Raw genomic sequence first — 17,266 nt, 5'->3', positions numbered from 1 at the left:
TAGCGGGCCGGATCTGGCAACTGTCAGGTGCGGCCCGTTTTGTTATGGCTGTTTTGCATCCTGTGCCGGCGGCAGGGCCAGCATCAGGCCCCAGACAATGCCCATCAGCACATACATGTGCCGCCAGTGATTGACGTCGATGATTATGGCTTCGCCAAACAGGCCGGCAAGGGTGGCGTAGGCGACAATGAACACGCCCCGGCGCGGACCGTTAAGCGCATAGCGCCAGCCGCGCACCATGGTGATGGCAAATGCGCCAACAAGACCCACAAGGCTGATGAAGCCGCCACCTACAAACACGTTGAGGTAAATGTTGTGGGTGTCCTGACCCGCCAACATGCCCCAGTTGTTGGGGCCGATGCCAAACGGATTGGTCATGGCCATTTTCAGGGCGGCAAGCTGGCCCGAAAAACGTCCGCCTTCGCGGGTGTCGTAGCTTTGCAGGCCCAGCCGATCGCCCAGCAGGTCACGGATTTCGGGAATGGTCAGTGCCCAGGCAATGGCCATGGTCAGCATCACACCGAGCAGAATGAGAATAAGCACAATGCGCCCGCGCTGACCGCGCGCCTGGGGTGCCATGCTGGTGAGCAGGGCAAAAACTCCGGCTGATACCAGCAGATGTATCCATGCGCCGCGCGAAAAGCTGAGAAACAGGCCAAGCGCCAGAATGGTGGCGATCGGGCCCCAGAAAAAAACTGTGGCGGCCGCACTGCGCGTGGTCATGCGCCATACGGCGTAGAGTGTCGGCGCCACGAGAAACGGTCCGTACACGTTGGGGTCTTCAAACAGGGCTTTGGCACGTCCTGCGCCCAGCAGTATTTCGCCGCCGGGGATGACATTCAGATAGGCCCCGATACCCAGCATGGCGGCGCTCATTCCCGCCACAAGATACCCGCCCCATATGGCGCGCAACGCCTTGTCGGGGGAGGCCGCCACAACGCTGGTGAAGAAAACGAATGTGAGGGTCAGAAATGTAGAGGTCTGCATGAAGGTGATGGACAGATCGATGTACCGCGCATTGGTGCCGCCGATCATATAGCCCAGCAGCACCAACGAAAGCAGACCGAAGGGCAGGGCCACGCCTGCGGGAATGCGCATCCCGAACACAAAGGCGACACCCGCGATTGCAATGACTGCCAGGTCATAGGGAGACGGCTCGCGCAACACGTAATGCGACACAGACAGAGCACAAAACAGCAGTACACTGATGAAAGTAGAGTTGGCAATGTTGGTGGTGCTGGTGAAAGTGTGCGCTGGTGCACCAGCCGTGTGTACACCCGCGCCCATGTCAGGCACCGGCAGTGGTCTGCTGGCCATGCGACGCGTCAAGAATGCGTTCGTCGCGGGCCTTACTGTCGGCCATTACGGTGCGGTACACATCATCAACACCTTCCACCATGGTGCCGACGGAGAACCGGCGGGCGATGTCCTGACGCATTTCGAGGGCTGTTTCCAGCGCCTGTTCGCGGTGGTCGAGGGTGTGGGTTAGTTCAGCCGCAAGGGCACGCGCATCGCCAGGGGGCACAAGCTGGTTTTCACGGCCTGCAAAAATCTCAGGAATGCCGCCTGAGCGGGTTGTGACAACCGGCATACCGGCGGCGATGCTTTCAAGCACAATGTAGGGGAGTGACTCCGCCAGCGACGGCACCACTACCATGTGGGCCTGTGCAAATATCTCGCGGGCTGGTTTAGCACCGGGAAACGTAACCTGCGGAGCAAGCCCCAGGTCACAGGCACGGCGTATAAAGTGTTCGCGGTCAGGACCATCACCGGCGATCACCGTGCGCAGATTGCGGCCGGCTAGCGCTGCGAGCGCATCAAGCAGCACGTCCACACCCTTGAGCAGGCGCAGCTCGCCGACAAAGGCAATGTCATAGCGTTTTTGCGCGGGCGGCAGCGGGCGGAAATCACCTTCGCCCACACCGTTGTGCACAATGCTGGAATAGGCGGCCGGCGTGCCAACCTTCATGGCAAAGGCTTCGCGCGCAAACATGCTTTCAAAAATGAACGCATCGGTGCGGCGGTTCAGCAGGCGCTCAGCGCCCAGATACAATATGCCCGCAAGCGAGCGCGTATCGTAGTGCAGTGAACCGCCATGGGGCGTGTAAATAGCGCGGGCCTGGCGGTCGGGCGTTCCTGCAGTCACGTTGGCAGGCGGGCGGTGTACGCCCAGCCGCGCCATCATGCCGCCTTTGGCACCGTGGCCATGCAATATGTCCAGGTGAAGTTCAGAGCGCAGCGTACGGACGGTTGCGATTGCAGCAAGGTCGCGTGGGTGTGCAATGCGGGAAATAGGAATGCGCCGCAATCCCAGACGCAGGCCGGGGCGCAGAGCCTCAAGTCGGGCGGTTGCTGAATCGCAGGTGCCGTTTGAGGCGCACAGAATACCCACGCGATGCCCGGCGGCAATTTGTCCGCGTACCAGATCTTCCACATGGCGCAGCAGGCCGCCTGCGGGTGCGCGAAAAACATGCATGATGTTGAGGCGGCTATCCGTGCCGCGTGGTTTTACCGGCATGAGGGAGGCCATCTGTGTACCCCCTTAAAAAAAGCGTTCGCGGATAAACACCGTGTCGCCCGGCATTATCTGCGCGCTTGTATCGGTCTTGAACTCGCCACCTGTGGCTGGTGTGCCGCGGGTAATGCGGGCACGGGATTTGTTGGCCCGGTAGGTGTACCCACCGGCAATGGCGACAGCGGTTTCAACGGTCATGCCCGCTACATACGGGTACTGGCCCGGCGCGTTGACCTCGCCCAGAATGAAGAACGGACGAAAGGCTGACACCTCAACGGAGACGTTGGGGTTGCGCAGCAGGGTTTGCGCCAGCGTTTGTTCAATGTTGCGCTTGGCTTCATGGGCGGTCTGGCCGCGCACGATGAGCGGCGGCAGCAGCGGCATGGTGATGGCGCCGCCATCATCCACGCGGAACGTGCCGGACAGATTTTCCTGGCCGAACACGATCACGCGCAGTTCGTCACCAGCATCAAGGCGGTATTGGGAGGTGGCGCCAGGGCGCTGCATCAGCGGTGCGCCCGCCTGTGCCTGGGCCTGTGCCGGGGCTTGTGCCTGGGTATTCTGGGCCGCATTGGGGTGCGCAGGCAGGGGAGCTTGCGGGGCTGTATGTGGCTGGCCTGCAAAAGTGCCACAGCCCGCCAGCGCCGCACACAGCATTGCCGCAAGCGCTGTTTTCAGCCGATATGAAATATGCAGAACCGTCACCGCATCACCCGTTTGTCGTAGGTCGAGTGTGCGAGACTAGAACGGGCACAGTTACCATCGCCTTAGCGCGGCAGCACCTGCGCGGATACTTTTTGCGGCGATACAAGCCAAAAACGGGGGCGGTTAACACCCCGGTTACCTTAAGCCCGTTAAAAAACAGGATTGAAACGTAAATGCGCGCCCGGCGATTCGGTCGCGCGTGCCCGCAGCAGGAGCATGTGAGCCAGACTATGACCTACGGCGTGGCCAACCGCGACATGCAGCAGGCATCCTCAGAGGGGAGTGGTGCCGACGGAATCGACATCTGGTCGCTTCTGGTGCGGGTGTGGGCGCGCAAGTGGTTTTTGATGCTGTTTGTGAGTGCGGGTGTTGTGCTGGCCTATGTCGCGGTCAGCATGGTGACACCGCATTATACGGGCGAAGTCCGCATACTGATTGAGGGTCGCACGGCGGACCCTACCGTGCCGCTGTCGTCGCAAAATGTGCGCGAGGCCGACCAGCAAAAAATCGAGAGCGAGATACAGGTGCTGCTGTCACGCACCCTGGCAGACAGCGTCATTACTGCGCTGAAGCTGGAGACATGGGATGAGTTTTCCTCGTCGGGTGGCGGGTTGTTTGGGCTGGGTGCAAAAAAAGCTGCCAACCGTGCGGATGTTGTGGATGCCTATTTCGAGCGCCTGAATGTGTATCAGCTTGGCGAGTCCCGTGTGATCGCAGTCGATTTTTGGGCTGAGCATCCGCGCAGTGCCATGATTGTGGCGAACGCGATTGCTGATCTGTATGTCTCCGGCCAGCTTGATGCGCAGGTCGCTGTCACGCGGCGAGCCAGTTCGTGGCTTGACCAGCAAGTTGAGAAACTGCGCGGCGATGTGCAGGCGTCGGAAGCAGCCGTAGAGACTTTTCGCCGCCAGAACGGGCTGTTTGAAACCAACGGCAACCTGCTGAAAACAGAAGAACTGTCTGAGCTCAATACGCAGCTTATTCTGGCCAGCGCTGCCAAGGCGGAAGCTCGTGCGCGGCTTGATGGTGCGCGGGCGTTGCTCAATTCGCCTGCGGGTATTGAAACCTCGTCTGAGGTTCTGGACAGCAATCTGATCCAGCAATTGCGCGAGCAGGAGGTGGCGCTGCAACGTCAGATCACGGAACTTTCCGCTGACCTGCTGCCGCAGCACCCCGACATGATTTCGCGTCAGGCGGAGCTTGATGATCTGCGGCGTGCCATTGGTGCTGAGGTCGGAAAAATTGTTCGGCGGCTTGAAAACGAAGTGCGTGTGGCGGCGGCGCGCGAGACGGCGTTGCGCCGGTCTATCGCGGGCCTGAAAAAGGAAGTCAGCACGGAAAAACAACGCGAATCCGAATTGCAGTCGCTGGAGCGTGAAGCAAGTGCCAATCGCGGATTGCTTGAGTCGTTTCTGCTGCGGGCAAGCGAGGCCGGTGCGCGCGACGACCGTTCAATTCAGCGGCCGGAAGCGCGCGTCATTTCGCGTGCTGAAACGCCGGAAAGCGCATCGTTTCCTCAAAAAGCTCCCATTTTGATGCTGGCTTTCATGGCGTCTTTGACCATAAGCCTGCTTATTGTTCTGGGTACTGAGATGTTGGCGGCTGCACCGCTGGCAACGCCGGTTGCGTCGCGCCAGCCTTCGTTCAGGTCTCAGCCCTTTGTGGCGTCCCCGGCAAGTTACGACCAACAGGTGCCTGTTCAGCCAGCCTATGGCGGACAGCAGGGGGATGGGCAGACGGCATACCAACAGCCTGCACACGCCGCTTTTTATCCTGCCTATCGTTCTGCAGATGGCCTGGCAGATGGCCTCGCAGATGGGACGGGCTATGGCCCTGTCCATCGGTACGGTGAGCAGTATAAGCCCCCACGTGCCGCTTACCCCGCACAGCAGGCAGCACCACAGGCAGCACCACAGGCATTAGAGCACGCGTATTCCTATCAGCAGGTTCGGCGTCGGGTTCCGGTAACACAAATGGTGACGCGGCTTCCTGGCAGCCCGACCATGACGCAGCATGACCAGTGGCTGCTTGGGCAGGCGGCACAGGATATTCTGCGATTTGTCGCCTCGCGGCCTGTTCTGTCGGGCGCGCGGCGGTCAAGCCGCATTGTGCGGGTGGCCGGTGGCAATCGGGACGGGCGCGACCTGGCAGGCCTTGCGCGGCTGTTGTCACAGCAGGGCGTGAGCGTTGTGGTGATTGGCGGTGGCGCACGGCCCGACGCGGGCTTTACGGATGTGGTTGCACGGCATGCCGGTTTTGAACACGTGACGCGCCGTGATGCACATTCAACGGCACGGTTCATAAGCTGGGGCAGTATTCCCGTAAGTGATGATCCAACGACAATTCGCAGCGCGCTTGAGGCGGTTGCCCAAACCGCACAGCTTGTGCTCGTCGGCGATCCGGATGGTGCGGCCTACGGACTGAACAGGTCGTTCGATGCCGCCGCCGACACAGCGCTGGTGCTGATGCGGGGCAGCCAGCCTCTTGCAGACGGGCTGCCGCAAACGCAGGCCGCCGGTCTCATTCAGATCCAGTAATGTTATGACGTGACGGCTGCTCCGCGCAGCAGATGCCGTTTGACAAACTGGCGGGCTTTTTCATTGCGCCTGATCGGGTCCATCAACGCATTTACCGCGTCGTAGGCTGCCACTTTCGCCTTGTCGGCGGTCGGGCGTGTACCCGGACGCGGCTGTGCAAGGCCGATGCGGCGCAGGGTGTGGTTCACGGTTGCTACCTTGCGGCGCTGCCATGTTTCCATGTCATGGAATGTAATACCCATGGAGACGGATACCTCATTGCCGTTCTGCACATAATGCGGATCGTTGAAGGGCACGCACACAGCGTCTCCTGCTGTGAGTTCAAAGGTTTTGGCGAGCGGTGCGAAGGCTGCGCGATACTCGATATAGCGGCTCTTTGACGGAGATATTTCGATGTCCTGCGGGGTTGTGGTGGCGGTATGAGGCAGGATTGTCATGGTCTTATGGCCGCGCATCTGAAGCAGGAAGTTATGCTCGGAGTCCAGATGATAGGGTGTGACGCCGCCGGGCGACGTCACAAAGCCCAGTGCCACGCGGTGGCTGAAGGCTTTGGGTGACAGGCCGCTGAGGCGCGCCAGTTCATCCACGAGTTCATCGAGCAGGGCTGCGTAGGCGGGCACCAGTTCCATGCCCTTGAGCACCATCCATGAGCCGCAGGTTTCAATGTCGTGGACGGTTTGCGCCGGCGTCAGCCCGTTGCCGGGAATGGGCGCGCCTGCAACATCCACCGGCAGATTGGCGCGGTTGTAGTCCACCTTGTCGGCGGGCAGGTCGGTGGCGAGTGTCGCCATGGCTTCAAGGCTGAAAAGCGGGTCACCGGCCAGGTCGTGACGCAGCTTGAACGGTTCCATGCCTATGTGCATGTCGAGTGCGGCAGGGGCGGATGATGGCAGTGTGAAATGCTGTGTCATGAGTTTCTCCGGCGCAATGCTGTGGCTGCAAAAGCCAGCATTGCGCGGGCCTTTGTTTTGGCGGTAGCGAGGCAGGCTTCGAGCAGGCGTGTTGCACCCAGCAGCCAGGCAGGTGTCGCGGGTGATACGGCGATGTTGATGTCGTGCATGACGCGCCGTTCACGCCACAAATGATCAATCATCGGGTGGTCGGGGTTGGCGCAGCTATCTGCAAAGGCAAGGGATGGGTCGGCCAAGGTGCGGGCTGTCAGTTCCAGTTCCAGCAGCACGCCGGGGGAATAGCGCGCAAAGCCCTCGTCATAGGCAATCTTGAAGGAAAACAGGCCCGCGCCTGCGTCGGGTGCGGTGCCGTGCGCGGTACCTGTAAAATTGATGATGCTGGCAACGGCTGTGTTGTTGACCCGCAGGGTGAGTGTATTGAGGGTTTTGCGGGCGGCGGCGGCGCGGCAGGCATCGAGAAAAAACCGCTGCTCTGCGGGTTGCTGGGCAATGGCAGTGCCGTTGCGGCCTTTCCAGCCTGATTGCTCAAGCGCCAGAAACTCCAGCGCGGCACCTTCCACGGCTGCGGGGTCGGTTACTTCCACAGCTTCAAAGGTTACTGATCCTTCTTCGGCGAGGCGTCGGGTAATGCGGCCATATTCCTTGCGCTTCTTCCTGGAGATAGCAGCGGCGATGTAATCGTCGGCGGATGTGGTGCTTTGAAGAATGGCGCGTTCAAAACGGCGTGTTTCTGCCTGCGCGTGGTTCTTTGTGTTGAGAATGGTAGCCAGGGCCGCTGCGAAGGCACCATCTGCGGCGCTGTGCGCAAAGCGCATGACGGTAATGTGGCGGGCGCGCAGGGCGGCGATGATGCCCCGCAGCGCGTCCTGTTCGTGGCCTTTGCGCAGCAATGGCGTAGCGAGGAAGCAGTGGATGTGCTTCCAGCTTTGGGCGCTGCGCACCGGCAGGCCAAGATACGTGTTGGTGATTTTGACGGGCACCAGACCGATCAGGCGGTTGCTGTGGGGCGAGGCATGTATGGCGATCACATGCACTTTTGACCCACCGGGCAGATGCGTCATTGCGGGCAGCAGCATGTGAGGTTCGTAGAACGGGTTTGGTTCGCTGGCATTGTCTGCAAGGTCGCGCCAGTCAGCGATAATGGTCTGGCAGGCGTCAGCGCCGGTGAGCCATGATGTCTGGGCGGCGTAACCAGGTTCATTGGTTGCTGGCCATGCCGCGTCACGCAGTGTGGCGGGCAGGTCAAATGAGTGTGCTCGCGGGGTCATGCAGGCGTCCTGTCGTGGACCTGTGCCATTGCGGCACGCAGGGTCCGTGGGGGTACGTTCACCGAGCAAGGCTGATGCCAGGGTGGTGGCGGTGCAGCGAGCGTGCGCGAGATTAACGCGACGGGCGCAGCAGGAACGCGCTCAGGCCAAGGTGGCGGCGCACGGCGAATGCCAGCGCCGCGAGATTGGCCGTCATGGCGATAACGGTTGCAATGGCGGCTCCCAGCGTACCGAACTGGGGGATCAGCATGGCGTTGAGCGCCACATTGCCCAGCGCTGACAGGCAGATGATGCGTGTGGCGACCATCTGTTTGCCGGTCATCGACAAAAGATATTCCAGCGGTCCCACGGTGCAGCGCGCGATGTAGCCGATTGCCAGAATGGCCAGCACCAGATAGCCGGTTTCAAAACCCGCGCCGAACAGCGCAAGAATGTAGGGACCGACGGCGATGAGGGCGAGAGCGGCCAGAAATGTGGGCCAGAAACTCATGCGGTTGAGACCATCAAGGAAAGCCTGGAGGTCTTCGCGAGTGCCTGATGCGTTGATTTCGGCAAACTTGGGCACCGCGCGTGCGGCGGTGGCGAAATAGACAAAGCCGATGAGGCTTGCGGTGCGGGCGGCGGCAAAATAAATGGCCACGGCAGCCGGGTCCTCGATCTTGCCGAGCATCAGCACGTCTGTTGAGGCCATCAGCAGATAAGCGCCTTCAAACATCAGCATGGGAGCGGATATCTTGAGCCAGTAGCCGGCGTGATAGCGCGGTCGGGCATCGGGGACGGTGCGGGAGATGCCGCGAAACAGCAATACCGCCTGCACGCTCATGGCGATGACGCAGGCCGCAGTCATTGCCAGCAGCGCCGTCACTGCATCAGGTGCGAGGCCAATGAGCACCAGCGTGCCGATGCCGCACAGCAGCAGCAACGGGCGCACCACATAAGGCATGAGGTAGGCCAGCGTCACCCAGCCAAAGGCGCGCGAGGTGCCTTCCTGCATATCCATCATGGCATACAGCGGCATGGCGGCGAGGGCGACGACAAACGGCAGTATGTAGAATGCGTCTATTGACGGCGCGATGACATAGAGCACCGCTGCGCACAGGGCTGACGCACCAAGAGCTGCAGCGAGCACCATGAGGTGCGTGCGGATCAATAGCCCGCGCAACCGGCCCCAGCGTGAACGGGCGATATATTCGGGGACAAAGCGCAGGATGGATGTGTTGAGACCCAGCGGCGCCATGGTGCCGAGCAAAATTACCCAGGTCCATACATAGGCATAAATGCCAAACTCGAAGGCTCCCATCCAGCGCGCCAACAAGACCATGGAGGCAAAGGTGATGCCGGCTCCGGCAATGCGGATGAGCATGACGGAGGCGGCTCCGCGCAGCACGGCGGCCAGGTCACTGGCGCTTTCCAACTGGCTTTCCATACGGCGGGCAAGGGGGGTGGGCAGGCACCCCAGCAGGATTGTCAGCAGCCGCTTAATTGCTGACCCGGTGCGGGGCGCAGAGCCATGCCGTTTGGTTTCAAGTGTAGGTTCCGCCGTGCTCATTTTGGCACGATGGTCTTGAGCGTGCGGCGGGTGGCCAGTGCAAACGTGAACAGCCCAGGGGATGATTTGATGGCGCGTTTAGCCATGTCTTTGGCCCGCAGGATCGCGGTTGCCAGATAGCCTGCAATGGAGAGCGGCAAGCGAATGTCCACAAGATCCTGACGCATGTCGCACCAGTCTTTTTTGTATCCTTCGTCGCCAACGGTCAGGTCAAAAATGCTGATATCGTTATCGAAGCACCATTTGAGCAACTCATGAAGGTGCACGATACCGGGAGACTGACGAGCCACGTCACCGTCTGCGATTGTGCCGATCATGGCATAAAAGCGGTTGCCACGGGTGTAGCCCAGATTGCCGGCAATGACTTCGCCGTTCAGCGTCATGGCTGAAATGTGCAGAGCGGCTGCGGCTGACGGATCATCAATCAGGCTTTGCAGGAAGGCCTGCACGTCATCCGCCGCGAAAGGGTTTGTTATGCCGCGCGCTTCAAGCCACGCTGCCTTTTGGCTGAGAAGGCTTGTCAGCATGTCGTGGCGTTGCTGTGGCGTTTGGGCAATTTCGAACTTCAGGTCGCCCATGGCCTCAATCCGCTGGCGGCGTTGGCGATCCTTGCGGCGGGTCGATTTGCTGCGTTTGTCGGCGTACAGCTCGTCAAAGGTTCCATGCAGGGATATAGCGTGGGCTGCTGACGGGTGGGGCAGGTGCTGCATATGTGTCAGCGGGTTTAGAGCGCTATCAAATGTATGCACGGTTTTGATGAGGGACAACGCATCGGCTGAGGAAACATGCCGGGCAATGCGCGTGAGAATGTGCTGCATATCTGCTGCGGTGCAGGTTGCGGCAAACTCTTTTGTCATCAGTGGCGCGTGATAGTCCGCCTCGTCGCGGGCCATCCAGGTGAGTGTCGAGACACCCAGAATGTTTTCCAGCGCCAGCGGCAGGATCATGACAGGGCTGCCGGTTTTGTCGTGTACGAACGCAATATGCGGACGGCTGGCGCGCGCCTCGCCCACGGTGCGCTGCCAGCACTCAAGCCAGCCATAGGTCTGGAAGATGGTTGCAACTGCATCCTGCTCGAAAAGCCGCCATGCGGCAGCGCAGCTTTCAAGCGAAGTGTAGATGCTGACGGTGTAAGTGGCCGTTTCTTTGGCGGATGCTGATGCTGCGGTAGTCCGCAGGCCAACACCCAGCGCGGTTGCTAGTGACGAATTGACCAGACCGAGTGAGACTGCACCCATTGTCAGTTACGCCTTGCTGTCGGCAATGGGGGCGTAACCAAGGGCGCGGGACGGGTCCACCTCGAAGGTTGTTTCGTACACGCGCTCGTTTGGTTTCAGCACGCCCGACATACGCACGGCGGCGGCAATGGCGCATTTGCCCCAGGCGACAGGGCCAGTGGCCTTGATGCTGGTGGCGTTGATACCGGCGAGCCGGCGCATGGCGCCGTTCGCATACACGACGCCGTACAACATGCGGGCGGCAGGCGTGAAATAGGAGGTGGTGATGGAGACGTTGAGGCCTTCAAGATTATCGACGCGGTGTGGTGTGTGCATTTTCCACGACAGTGCATCGCCCGGCTCCAGGTCAAACACCTGTGCCTGGGCATCAAACTCCTTGCGGTAGGGAATCTCTTCTTCGGTTTCGCGCAGCACGACCTTTTCGCGCTCGGTCATTGGCAGCAGTTCTTCCGTATCGGGATAAAGCCACAGGCGCTTGCGCCCACGAATATGCCAGAGCGCGATAACGGGAATGTCGCAATGATAAAGCACGCGCGCCTGCGGGCTTGAAATCAGCAGGCCGGTGTTGTGGCGCATGGCACGGAAGCGCGGGTTGCGGTCCTCGATTTCAGCGAAGGCGCGTTTTACCAGCGCGTGATAACGCGGTGCCACTGTTTCGAGATGCTGAAGATTGATCCACAGCTTGCCATTGCGCACGGCCTCAAGCACTTCGCTGCCAGTGCGCGCGCCTATGGTGCCGTGCCGCCACTCTTGTGAGCCGTCGGCGTGATCGATGCTGGTGTTGATCTCGAAATGTTCAGTGGGATAGCCGTCGATCAGCTCCGCCAATGTGTCGTCACTGAACAGGCCGCTTTGCTCAAAGCGGTGCCGTGCGTGGACGGTACCCAAAGAAAAGCGGTCTGCATCCGCCTGGGATATATCAATAATCCGGGACATGTCCGGTCTCCGTCGTGAACATCGGGCAGACTGGTGCCCAAGATGGTTGCGACGGTTGCACGCGGGGTGTTACCAACCCGTTTTCATACGCAGGTCATGGACCTTTTTTCGCAGCTTCTGCGCGGTGTTCCAGAGTGGCTCATGGTGTTTGATTTTACGCTTTGCGGTGCGAGTGTGTGCGTTGAACCAAGCCAGCAAGCGGCCCTTGATGGTTAAGCCATAGTGAACGTCAAACAGTCCCATGGCTGTGTCGCACCAGTCGTCTTTGTAAGTTTCGTCACCGGCAGTGAAATCAAAAACCTTAAGACCGCGATCCGCGCTCCATGAAATCAGTTCATTGAGGTGCAACTGTCCGGTGGACAGGTGCTGATGTTCGCCGGATGTCATGGTGGAGAGCACGTAGTAGTAACGATCTCCCCACACCAACCCCCAGTTGGCGGCAACGGGTGTGTCGCCCGCATCCAGCGTTGAAAGTTGGCAGATGTCCGGGTGTTGTTCGGCCAAGGTACGATAGAAGGCACGCACTTGGGGTGTTGCAAACATATCGGCGACACCCATTTGGTTCAGGCGCGCACGTTTCTGGTCTATGAGTGCTGAAATAGCCCTGCTGCGGGCGGATGGGGTTGTTGCGATTTTCAGGCTGACGGGGCCTTCAGCTTCTTCGAGACGACGCTGTTTCTGGCGGAGTTTCTTGCGCGATGATGTTCCACGGTGCTCTTTGTACAGACGATCAAAATCAGGCTTCAGCGTGAGCGCATGGGAGGCAACGGGAGCTGGCTGATTGGGGTAAACAAGCAGGGGGTGGGCGGTTGATCCAAACTGTTCAGGCATATCCAGAAGTCGCACTGCATCAATGCGCGGGGCAAGTTTAACGGCGCTGTCAAACATCCGCTGCATTGCGCCGGCTGTCAGGCCGGGCAGCAGGTCGCGGTCGATCAGGGGGCCTTTGTAGTCGGCGTGTTCATCTCCCAGCCATACAAGTGTTCTCATACCTGCGCGGCTGTGAATGCCAAACGGCAACAGGGCGCGCATGGTGCCGTCACGGCTGTGCGCGGCAACGATGAACGGCTCAATTTTGCGGGCGGTGCCAATATGGGTGTGCCAATTCGAGACCCAGGCCCATGTCTGGAACACATGTCCGACGGCCCGCAGCTCCAGTCCACGCCACTGCTGCGCCAGCGATGCAATGTCCGTTGTGGCGCTCAATACCAGCGAATTGGCGTCAACGGGCGGTGGAACCACAAGGAAATCGTCGTTTCTTACGGCTGGCTGGATGATGGCAGGCTGCATGACGTGACCCTTCGTCTGCGATGATTTGAGACATGCAGCGCAAGGATGATGCCAGCGCATCTGCGCGAGGCGCGTCAATCGGTTGGCAATAGGTAGGCGCTAGGCTGCGGGTATCAGCGACCTTTCGGGAAACAGTTTTCCATGCGGCGTATCGGCAGTGACGTCTTGAAGTTCGGCCTCGGCGCGTTGCGCACCACGCGGGCCCACAAGGTGCTGGGCTCTGGATGGCGCGGCATGGGTGCTGTGTTCATGCTGCACCGGGTGGTCGAGGCGATGCCTGATGCGGGCAACAGCAACCTGGATTTCGCGCCCAATCGCATTCTGGAAGTAACGCCTGCGTTTCTGGATGCGGTCATCACCCGGGTGCGGGCAATCGGCTACGAAATTGTAACGCTGGACGAGATGGCAAAGCGTCTGCGGCGCGGCGGACCGGGGCCGTTTGCAGTGTTCACCTTTGATGACGGCTATCTGGACAATGCCGAACTGGCACTACCGATATTTGAAAAACACGAGGCGCCGTTCGCGGTCTATGTGGCCTCTGATCTGCCGGACGGTAGTGCTGATCTGTGGTGGCTCACGCTGGAAGCCTCCATTGCAGCGCTCGACCATATTGAAATGGAGATTGGCGGCGAGGTGATTGCCCACAGCGCACAGACCAATGTTGAAAAACGTGGTGCCTGGGAAAGCGTCTATTGGCGGCTGCGCGACATCAGCGAGGATGACGCGCGCCACGCGATTGCAAAACTGGCAGGTCTTGCAGGTGTGGACGGACAGGCACTGGCGCGCGGCCTTGCCATGACCTGGGATCAGGTGCGGATGCTGCACGCTCACCCGCTGTGCACCATCGGCGCGCATACAGCGTCGCATTACGCATTGGCCAAACTTTCAAGGGAGCGTGCCCGCGAGGATATGATGGCGGGCACAGCGCGGCTTGAAGCAGAGCTTGGATCGCGGCCGGCGCATTTTGCGTATCCCTATGGGGATGAAGGGTCAGCGGGCGCGCGCGAGTTTGATCTGGCGACAGCGCAGCGGTTTGCGACCGCAGTGACCACCCGCAAGGGATTGTTGTTTCCAGACCACGGCAACCATTTGCGCGCCCTGCCGCGTCTGTCGCTCAACGGCGACTTTCAGGACGTGGATCTGGTCGAAGTACTGCTGGGCGGTGCGCCCTTTGCCCTGTGGAACAAGTTCCGCCGGGTAAACGTGGCCTAGGAAAACCCTGCGTTGCCCCGGATTTGATCCGGGGTCCACCCTGGTTGGCCGTGCAGTTGATTGTTTGCGAGTAGGCCCCGGATCAAGTGCGGGGTAACAGGGTGAGAGCAAAGGGCATTTCGCCGCATTCGGCTCGCCGCATTTGGGGATCAAAGGCGAACCTTCTATAGTCCGGCACAGATTCACATCCTCAGGACGGACACACCGCCATGACCGCGATTATCGCCATCTGCATTTTTCTGGTTGTTCTGCTTGCGCTCAACAAGATGACGTTTGGCCGCTTCGACTAGGCATCGTCTTCGTCTGGTATCTGCATCCAGGCGATGAGATAGCGTGCGGGAATGGCCCACAGAATGCCCGCGGTCAGGTAGTAGGCAATCTCGGCGCCCATATGCTCCGGCAGGCGATAGACAGCGATGGTCATCACCAGCAGCGCATAGAAAAACATGAACGCCAGCAGCACCACGAGGCCGATCAGTTTGCGGATGCGCATGGGGATGCCGAAAGTCATGAAGAGCAGGCTCCGATTTTGTGCAGATGCGGCATCGCGCCGCTTGTCCGGTTTTGCTGGCCGGTCCAGTTAAACACTACCAGACCCGACATTTAGGCCGTGACGCTTCGGAGCACCAGCCTTTGACCTCCACAGACAACACCCTGCGCGGCGATGCCGCATCCACACCCGACCAGCGGCCGATTGCCATTTGGCTGCTGGCGGTTGCAGCGCTCGTGACCATCATGGTGGTGGTCGGCGGGCTTACGCGGCTGACGGAATCCGGTCTGTCGATCACCGAATGGAAACCCGTGACCGGCGCTATTCCGCCGCTGAGTGCAGACGTGTGGCAGCAGGAGTTCGACAAGTATCGGCAGATCCCGCAATACCAACTCGTCAACAAGGGCATGAGCCTTGACGAGTTCAAGGTCATTTACTGGTGGGAGTGGGCGCACAGGTTTTTGGGCCGCCTCATCGGGCTGGCGTTCTTCGTGCCGTTTGTCTGGTTTCTGGCCACAGGCCGGTTGCGCGGAAGGCTGGCATGGACATGCGCCGGGCTGTTTGTGCTGGGCGGCCTGCAGGGCTTCATGGGCTGGTACATGGTGGCCAGCGGTCTCACCGAGCGGGTGAGTGTGTCGCAATATCGGCTGGCAGCGCATCTGGGGCTGGCGTTTATTATTTTTGCGGCGCTGCTGTGGGTGGCGCTTGGTATTTTGCGGCAGGCTGCCGGTGCGGGCGAACGGCGCTGGATATTGTGGACCGGCGGTCTTGCAGCGCTTGTCTATGTGCAAATCGTGCTGGGCGCGTTTGTGGCCGGGCTTGATGCGGGGATGATCTACAACACCTGGCCCCTGATGGACGGCGCGTTCATTCCCGATCGCGTGTATGGCGTGCCTCTGGCAGCTTTCGAGGACCACATGACGGTGCAGTTCAACCACCGCATGGTGGCGTATCTGATTGCCATTGCGACTGTTGTCTTTTGCTGGCGGGTTGTAGCGGGCGGTGCGCCGCGTGACCTGCGCAAGGCGGCCATGTGGTTTGCAACCGCCGTTGTGGCGCAGATCCTGTTCGGCATCTGGACACTGCTGGCAGTTGTGCCCATCTGGATGGGCGGCGTGCATCAGTTTGGCGCCGTGGTGGTGCTCGGTGCCGCCATCTACCTGCTGCATATCGCGGTGCATGGCGGCAACCGGGCGGCAGTGCCTGCCTGACCACGCTAGCCCTGCTAACCACCACACTCCCTCATTGCCTTTCCGCGACTTGATCGCGGAACCCAGGGCATGTTGCTCTGGGCCCCGTGGTCAAGCCACGGGGAGGCAAGGAGTAAAAAAGTCGCTTAGGTCTTTGCCAGCGCCTGATCGAGGTCCGCGATGATGTCGGCGGCGTCTTCGATGCCGACTGAAATGCGCACCGTGTCGTCACCTGCACCTGCGGCGCTGCGTTGCTCCGGCGTAAGCTGGGCGTGTGTCGTGGAGGCGGGGTGGATAATCAGCGAGCGCGTGTCGCCGATATTGGCGAGATGCGACAGCAGTTTCACCGAATTGCATACGGTCTTGCCGGCATCGTAGCCACCCTTGAGGCCGAAGGTGAACACGGCCCCTGCGCCTTTGGGGCTGATCTTCTGCATCAGCGCGTGGCCGGGGTCTTCCTTGAGGCCTGCATATGACACCCACGACACTTTGGGGTGCGCCTTGAGGTGATGCGCAACCTCTACGGCGTTTGTGCAGTGGCGTTCCATACGCAGGGGCAGGGTTTCGCAGCCTGTCAGCAACAAAAATGCATTCTGCGGCGAGATGGCGGGGCCAAGGTCGCGCAGGCCCAGCACGCGGCAGGTGATGGCAAAGGCAATGTTACCAAACGTCTCGTGCATCTTGAGGCCATGATAGCTCTCGCACGGCTCCGACATGGTGGGGTAGTTGCCCGACGCCGACCAGTCAAACGTGCCAGCATCCACCAGAATGCCGCCCACCGAATTGCCGTGACCACCAATGAACTTGGTCAGCGAGTGCACAACAATGTCGGCACCGTGCTCAATGGGTCGGCAGAGATACGGCGTGGCCATGGTGTTATCGACAATCAGCGGAATGCCTGCATCCTTGGCGATGGCGGCAATCGCATCAATGTCCTGAATAACGCCGCCGGGGTTGGCGATGGACTCCATGAAGATGGCGCGCGTCTTTGGCCCGATGGCGGCCTTCACGGCGGCAGTGTCTGACATGTCGGCCCAGTCCACATGCCAGTCAAACTTTTTGAAGGCATGGCCGAACTGATTGATGGAGCCGCCATACAGCTGCCTGGCCGCCACAAAGTGGTCGCCGGGCTGCATGAGGGTGTGGAAAATCAGCAGCTGTGCGCCATGGCCTGATGCTGTTGCAAGCGCCGCCGTGCCGCCTTCAAGGGCTGCCACACGTTCCTCAAGCACCGCCTGCGTGGGGTTCATGATGCGCGAATAGATGTTGCCGAACTCCTGCAATCCGAACAGGCGGGCGGCATGGTCCACATCGTCAAACACATAGGATGTTGTCTGATAAATTGGTGTGGCCCGCGCGCCGGTTGTGGGGTCGGGGGCGGCACCTGCGTGCACGGCACGCGTTGAAAAACCCTGATCGCTCATT

The 17,266-nt window shown here is 60.3% G+C and carries 14 protein-coding genes; 3 read left to right on the top strand and 11 right to left on the bottom strand.

The window, feature by feature from the left end:
- Nucleotides 1-42: 42 nt before the first annotated feature.
- Genes RIB87_RS02570 through RIB87_RS02560 form a run of 3 tightly spaced genes read right to left on the bottom strand, consistent with a single transcriptional unit; the run spans nucleotide 43 to nucleotide 3,220 of the window.
- Entirely contained in the window at nucleotides 43-1,317 is a 1,275-nt protein-coding gene (locus RIB87_RS02570; protein ID WP_350143181.1) for an O-antigen ligase family protein, read from the bottom strand.
- Nucleotides 1,289-2,530: a glycosyltransferase family 4 protein gene (locus tag RIB87_RS02565; protein ID WP_350143179.1), complete on the bottom strand. Its 1,242-nt coding sequence runs from the start codon at nucleotides 2,528-2,530 to the stop codon at nucleotides 1,289-1,291. The genes RIB87_RS02570 and RIB87_RS02565 overlap by 29 nt, the downstream gene beginning before the upstream one ends.
- Before the next feature lie 12 nt (nucleotides 2,531-2,542).
- Entirely contained in the window at nucleotides 2,543-3,220 is a 678-nt protein-coding gene (locus RIB87_RS02560) for a polysaccharide biosynthesis/export family protein (protein ID WP_350143177.1), read from the bottom strand.
- A gap of 218 nt (nucleotides 3,221-3,438) precedes the next feature.
- Here RIB87_RS02560 and RIB87_RS02555 point away from each other — a divergent pair, with 218 nt between their 5' ends.
- Complete coding sequence (locus RIB87_RS02555; RefSeq protein WP_350143175.1) at nucleotides 3,439-5,757, top strand: GumC family protein; 2,319 nt, start codon at nucleotides 3,439-3,441, stop codon at nucleotides 5,755-5,757.
- A gap of 2 nt (nucleotides 5,758-5,759) precedes the next feature.
- Here the strand turns inward: RIB87_RS02555 and RIB87_RS02550 are convergent, their stop codons facing one another.
- The 6 genes from RIB87_RS02550 to RIB87_RS02525 form a co-directional block, all read right to left on the bottom strand.
- On the bottom strand, nucleotides 5,760-6,668 hold the full coding sequence (locus tag RIB87_RS02550; protein ID WP_350143173.1) for a JmjC domain-containing protein: 909 nt from the start codon (nucleotides 6,666-6,668) through the stop codon (nucleotides 5,760-5,762).
- Nucleotides 6,665-7,936, bottom strand: a complete 1,272-nt coding sequence (locus tag RIB87_RS02545) for a GNAT family N-acetyltransferase (RefSeq protein ID WP_350143171.1) — start codon at nucleotides 7,934-7,936, stop codon at nucleotides 6,665-6,667. Before RIB87_RS02545 ends, RIB87_RS02550 begins: the two co-directional genes overlap by 4 nt.
- Nucleotides 7,937-8,048: 112 nt before the next feature.
- Nucleotides 8,049-9,485 carry an oligosaccharide flippase family protein gene (locus RIB87_RS02540; protein WP_350143169.1) on the bottom strand — a complete coding sequence of 479 codons (1,437 nt, stop codon included), beginning with the start codon at nucleotides 9,483-9,485 and terminating at the stop codon, nucleotides 8,049-8,051.
- Complete coding sequence (locus tag RIB87_RS02535) at nucleotides 9,482-10,723, bottom strand: GNAT family N-acetyltransferase (RefSeq protein WP_350143167.1); 1,242 nt, start codon at nucleotides 10,721-10,723, stop codon at nucleotides 9,482-9,484. The genes RIB87_RS02540 and RIB87_RS02535 overlap by 4 nt, the downstream gene beginning before the upstream one ends.
- A 6-nt stretch (nucleotides 10,724-10,729) precedes the next feature.
- Entirely contained in the window at nucleotides 10,730-11,659 is a 930-nt protein-coding gene (locus tag RIB87_RS02530) for a hypothetical protein (protein ID WP_350143165.1), read from the bottom strand.
- 69 nt (nucleotides 11,660-11,728) lie between these two features.
- Entirely contained in the window at nucleotides 11,729-12,949 is a 1,221-nt protein-coding gene (locus RIB87_RS02525) for a GNAT family N-acetyltransferase (RefSeq protein ID WP_350143163.1), read from the bottom strand.
- 141 nt (nucleotides 12,950-13,090) lie between these two features.
- On the opposite strand from RIB87_RS02525, the gene RIB87_RS02520 reads away from it, so the two are divergent.
- On the top strand, nucleotides 13,091-14,161 hold the full coding sequence (locus RIB87_RS02520; protein WP_350143161.1) for a polysaccharide deacetylase family protein: 1,071 nt from the start codon (nucleotides 13,091-13,093) through the stop codon (nucleotides 14,159-14,161).
- A 286-nt stretch (nucleotides 14,162-14,447) separates the two neighbouring features.
- On the opposite strand, the gene RIB87_RS02515 is transcribed toward RIB87_RS02520, so the two are convergent.
- Complete coding sequence (locus tag RIB87_RS02515) at nucleotides 14,448-14,672, bottom strand: DUF2842 domain-containing protein (protein WP_350143159.1); 225 nt, start codon at nucleotides 14,670-14,672, stop codon at nucleotides 14,448-14,450.
- A gap of 122 nt (nucleotides 14,673-14,794) precedes the next feature.
- On the opposite strand from RIB87_RS02515, the gene RIB87_RS02510 reads away from it, so the two are divergent.
- Nucleotides 14,795-15,862 (top strand): COX15/CtaA family protein, encoded by a 1,068-nt coding sequence (locus tag RIB87_RS02510; protein WP_350143157.1) that lies wholly within the window; start codon nucleotides 14,795-14,797, stop codon nucleotides 15,860-15,862.
- 125 nt (nucleotides 15,863-15,987) lie between these two features.
- Here the strand turns inward: RIB87_RS02510 and RIB87_RS02505 are convergent, their stop codons facing one another.
- On the bottom strand, nucleotides 15,988-17,265 hold the full coding sequence (locus RIB87_RS02505; protein WP_350143155.1) for an O-acetylhomoserine aminocarboxypropyltransferase: 1,278 nt from the start codon (nucleotides 17,263-17,265) through the stop codon (nucleotides 15,988-15,990).
- Nucleotide 17,266 lies beyond the last annotated feature (1 nt).

The sequence above is a fragment of the Pyruvatibacter sp. genome (genome assembly GCF_040219635.1).
GTDB lineage: Bacteria > Pseudomonadota > Alphaproteobacteria > CGMCC-115125 > CGMCC-115125 > Pyruvatibacter.
This window is presented reverse-complemented; position numbering and strand designations above follow the sequence as displayed.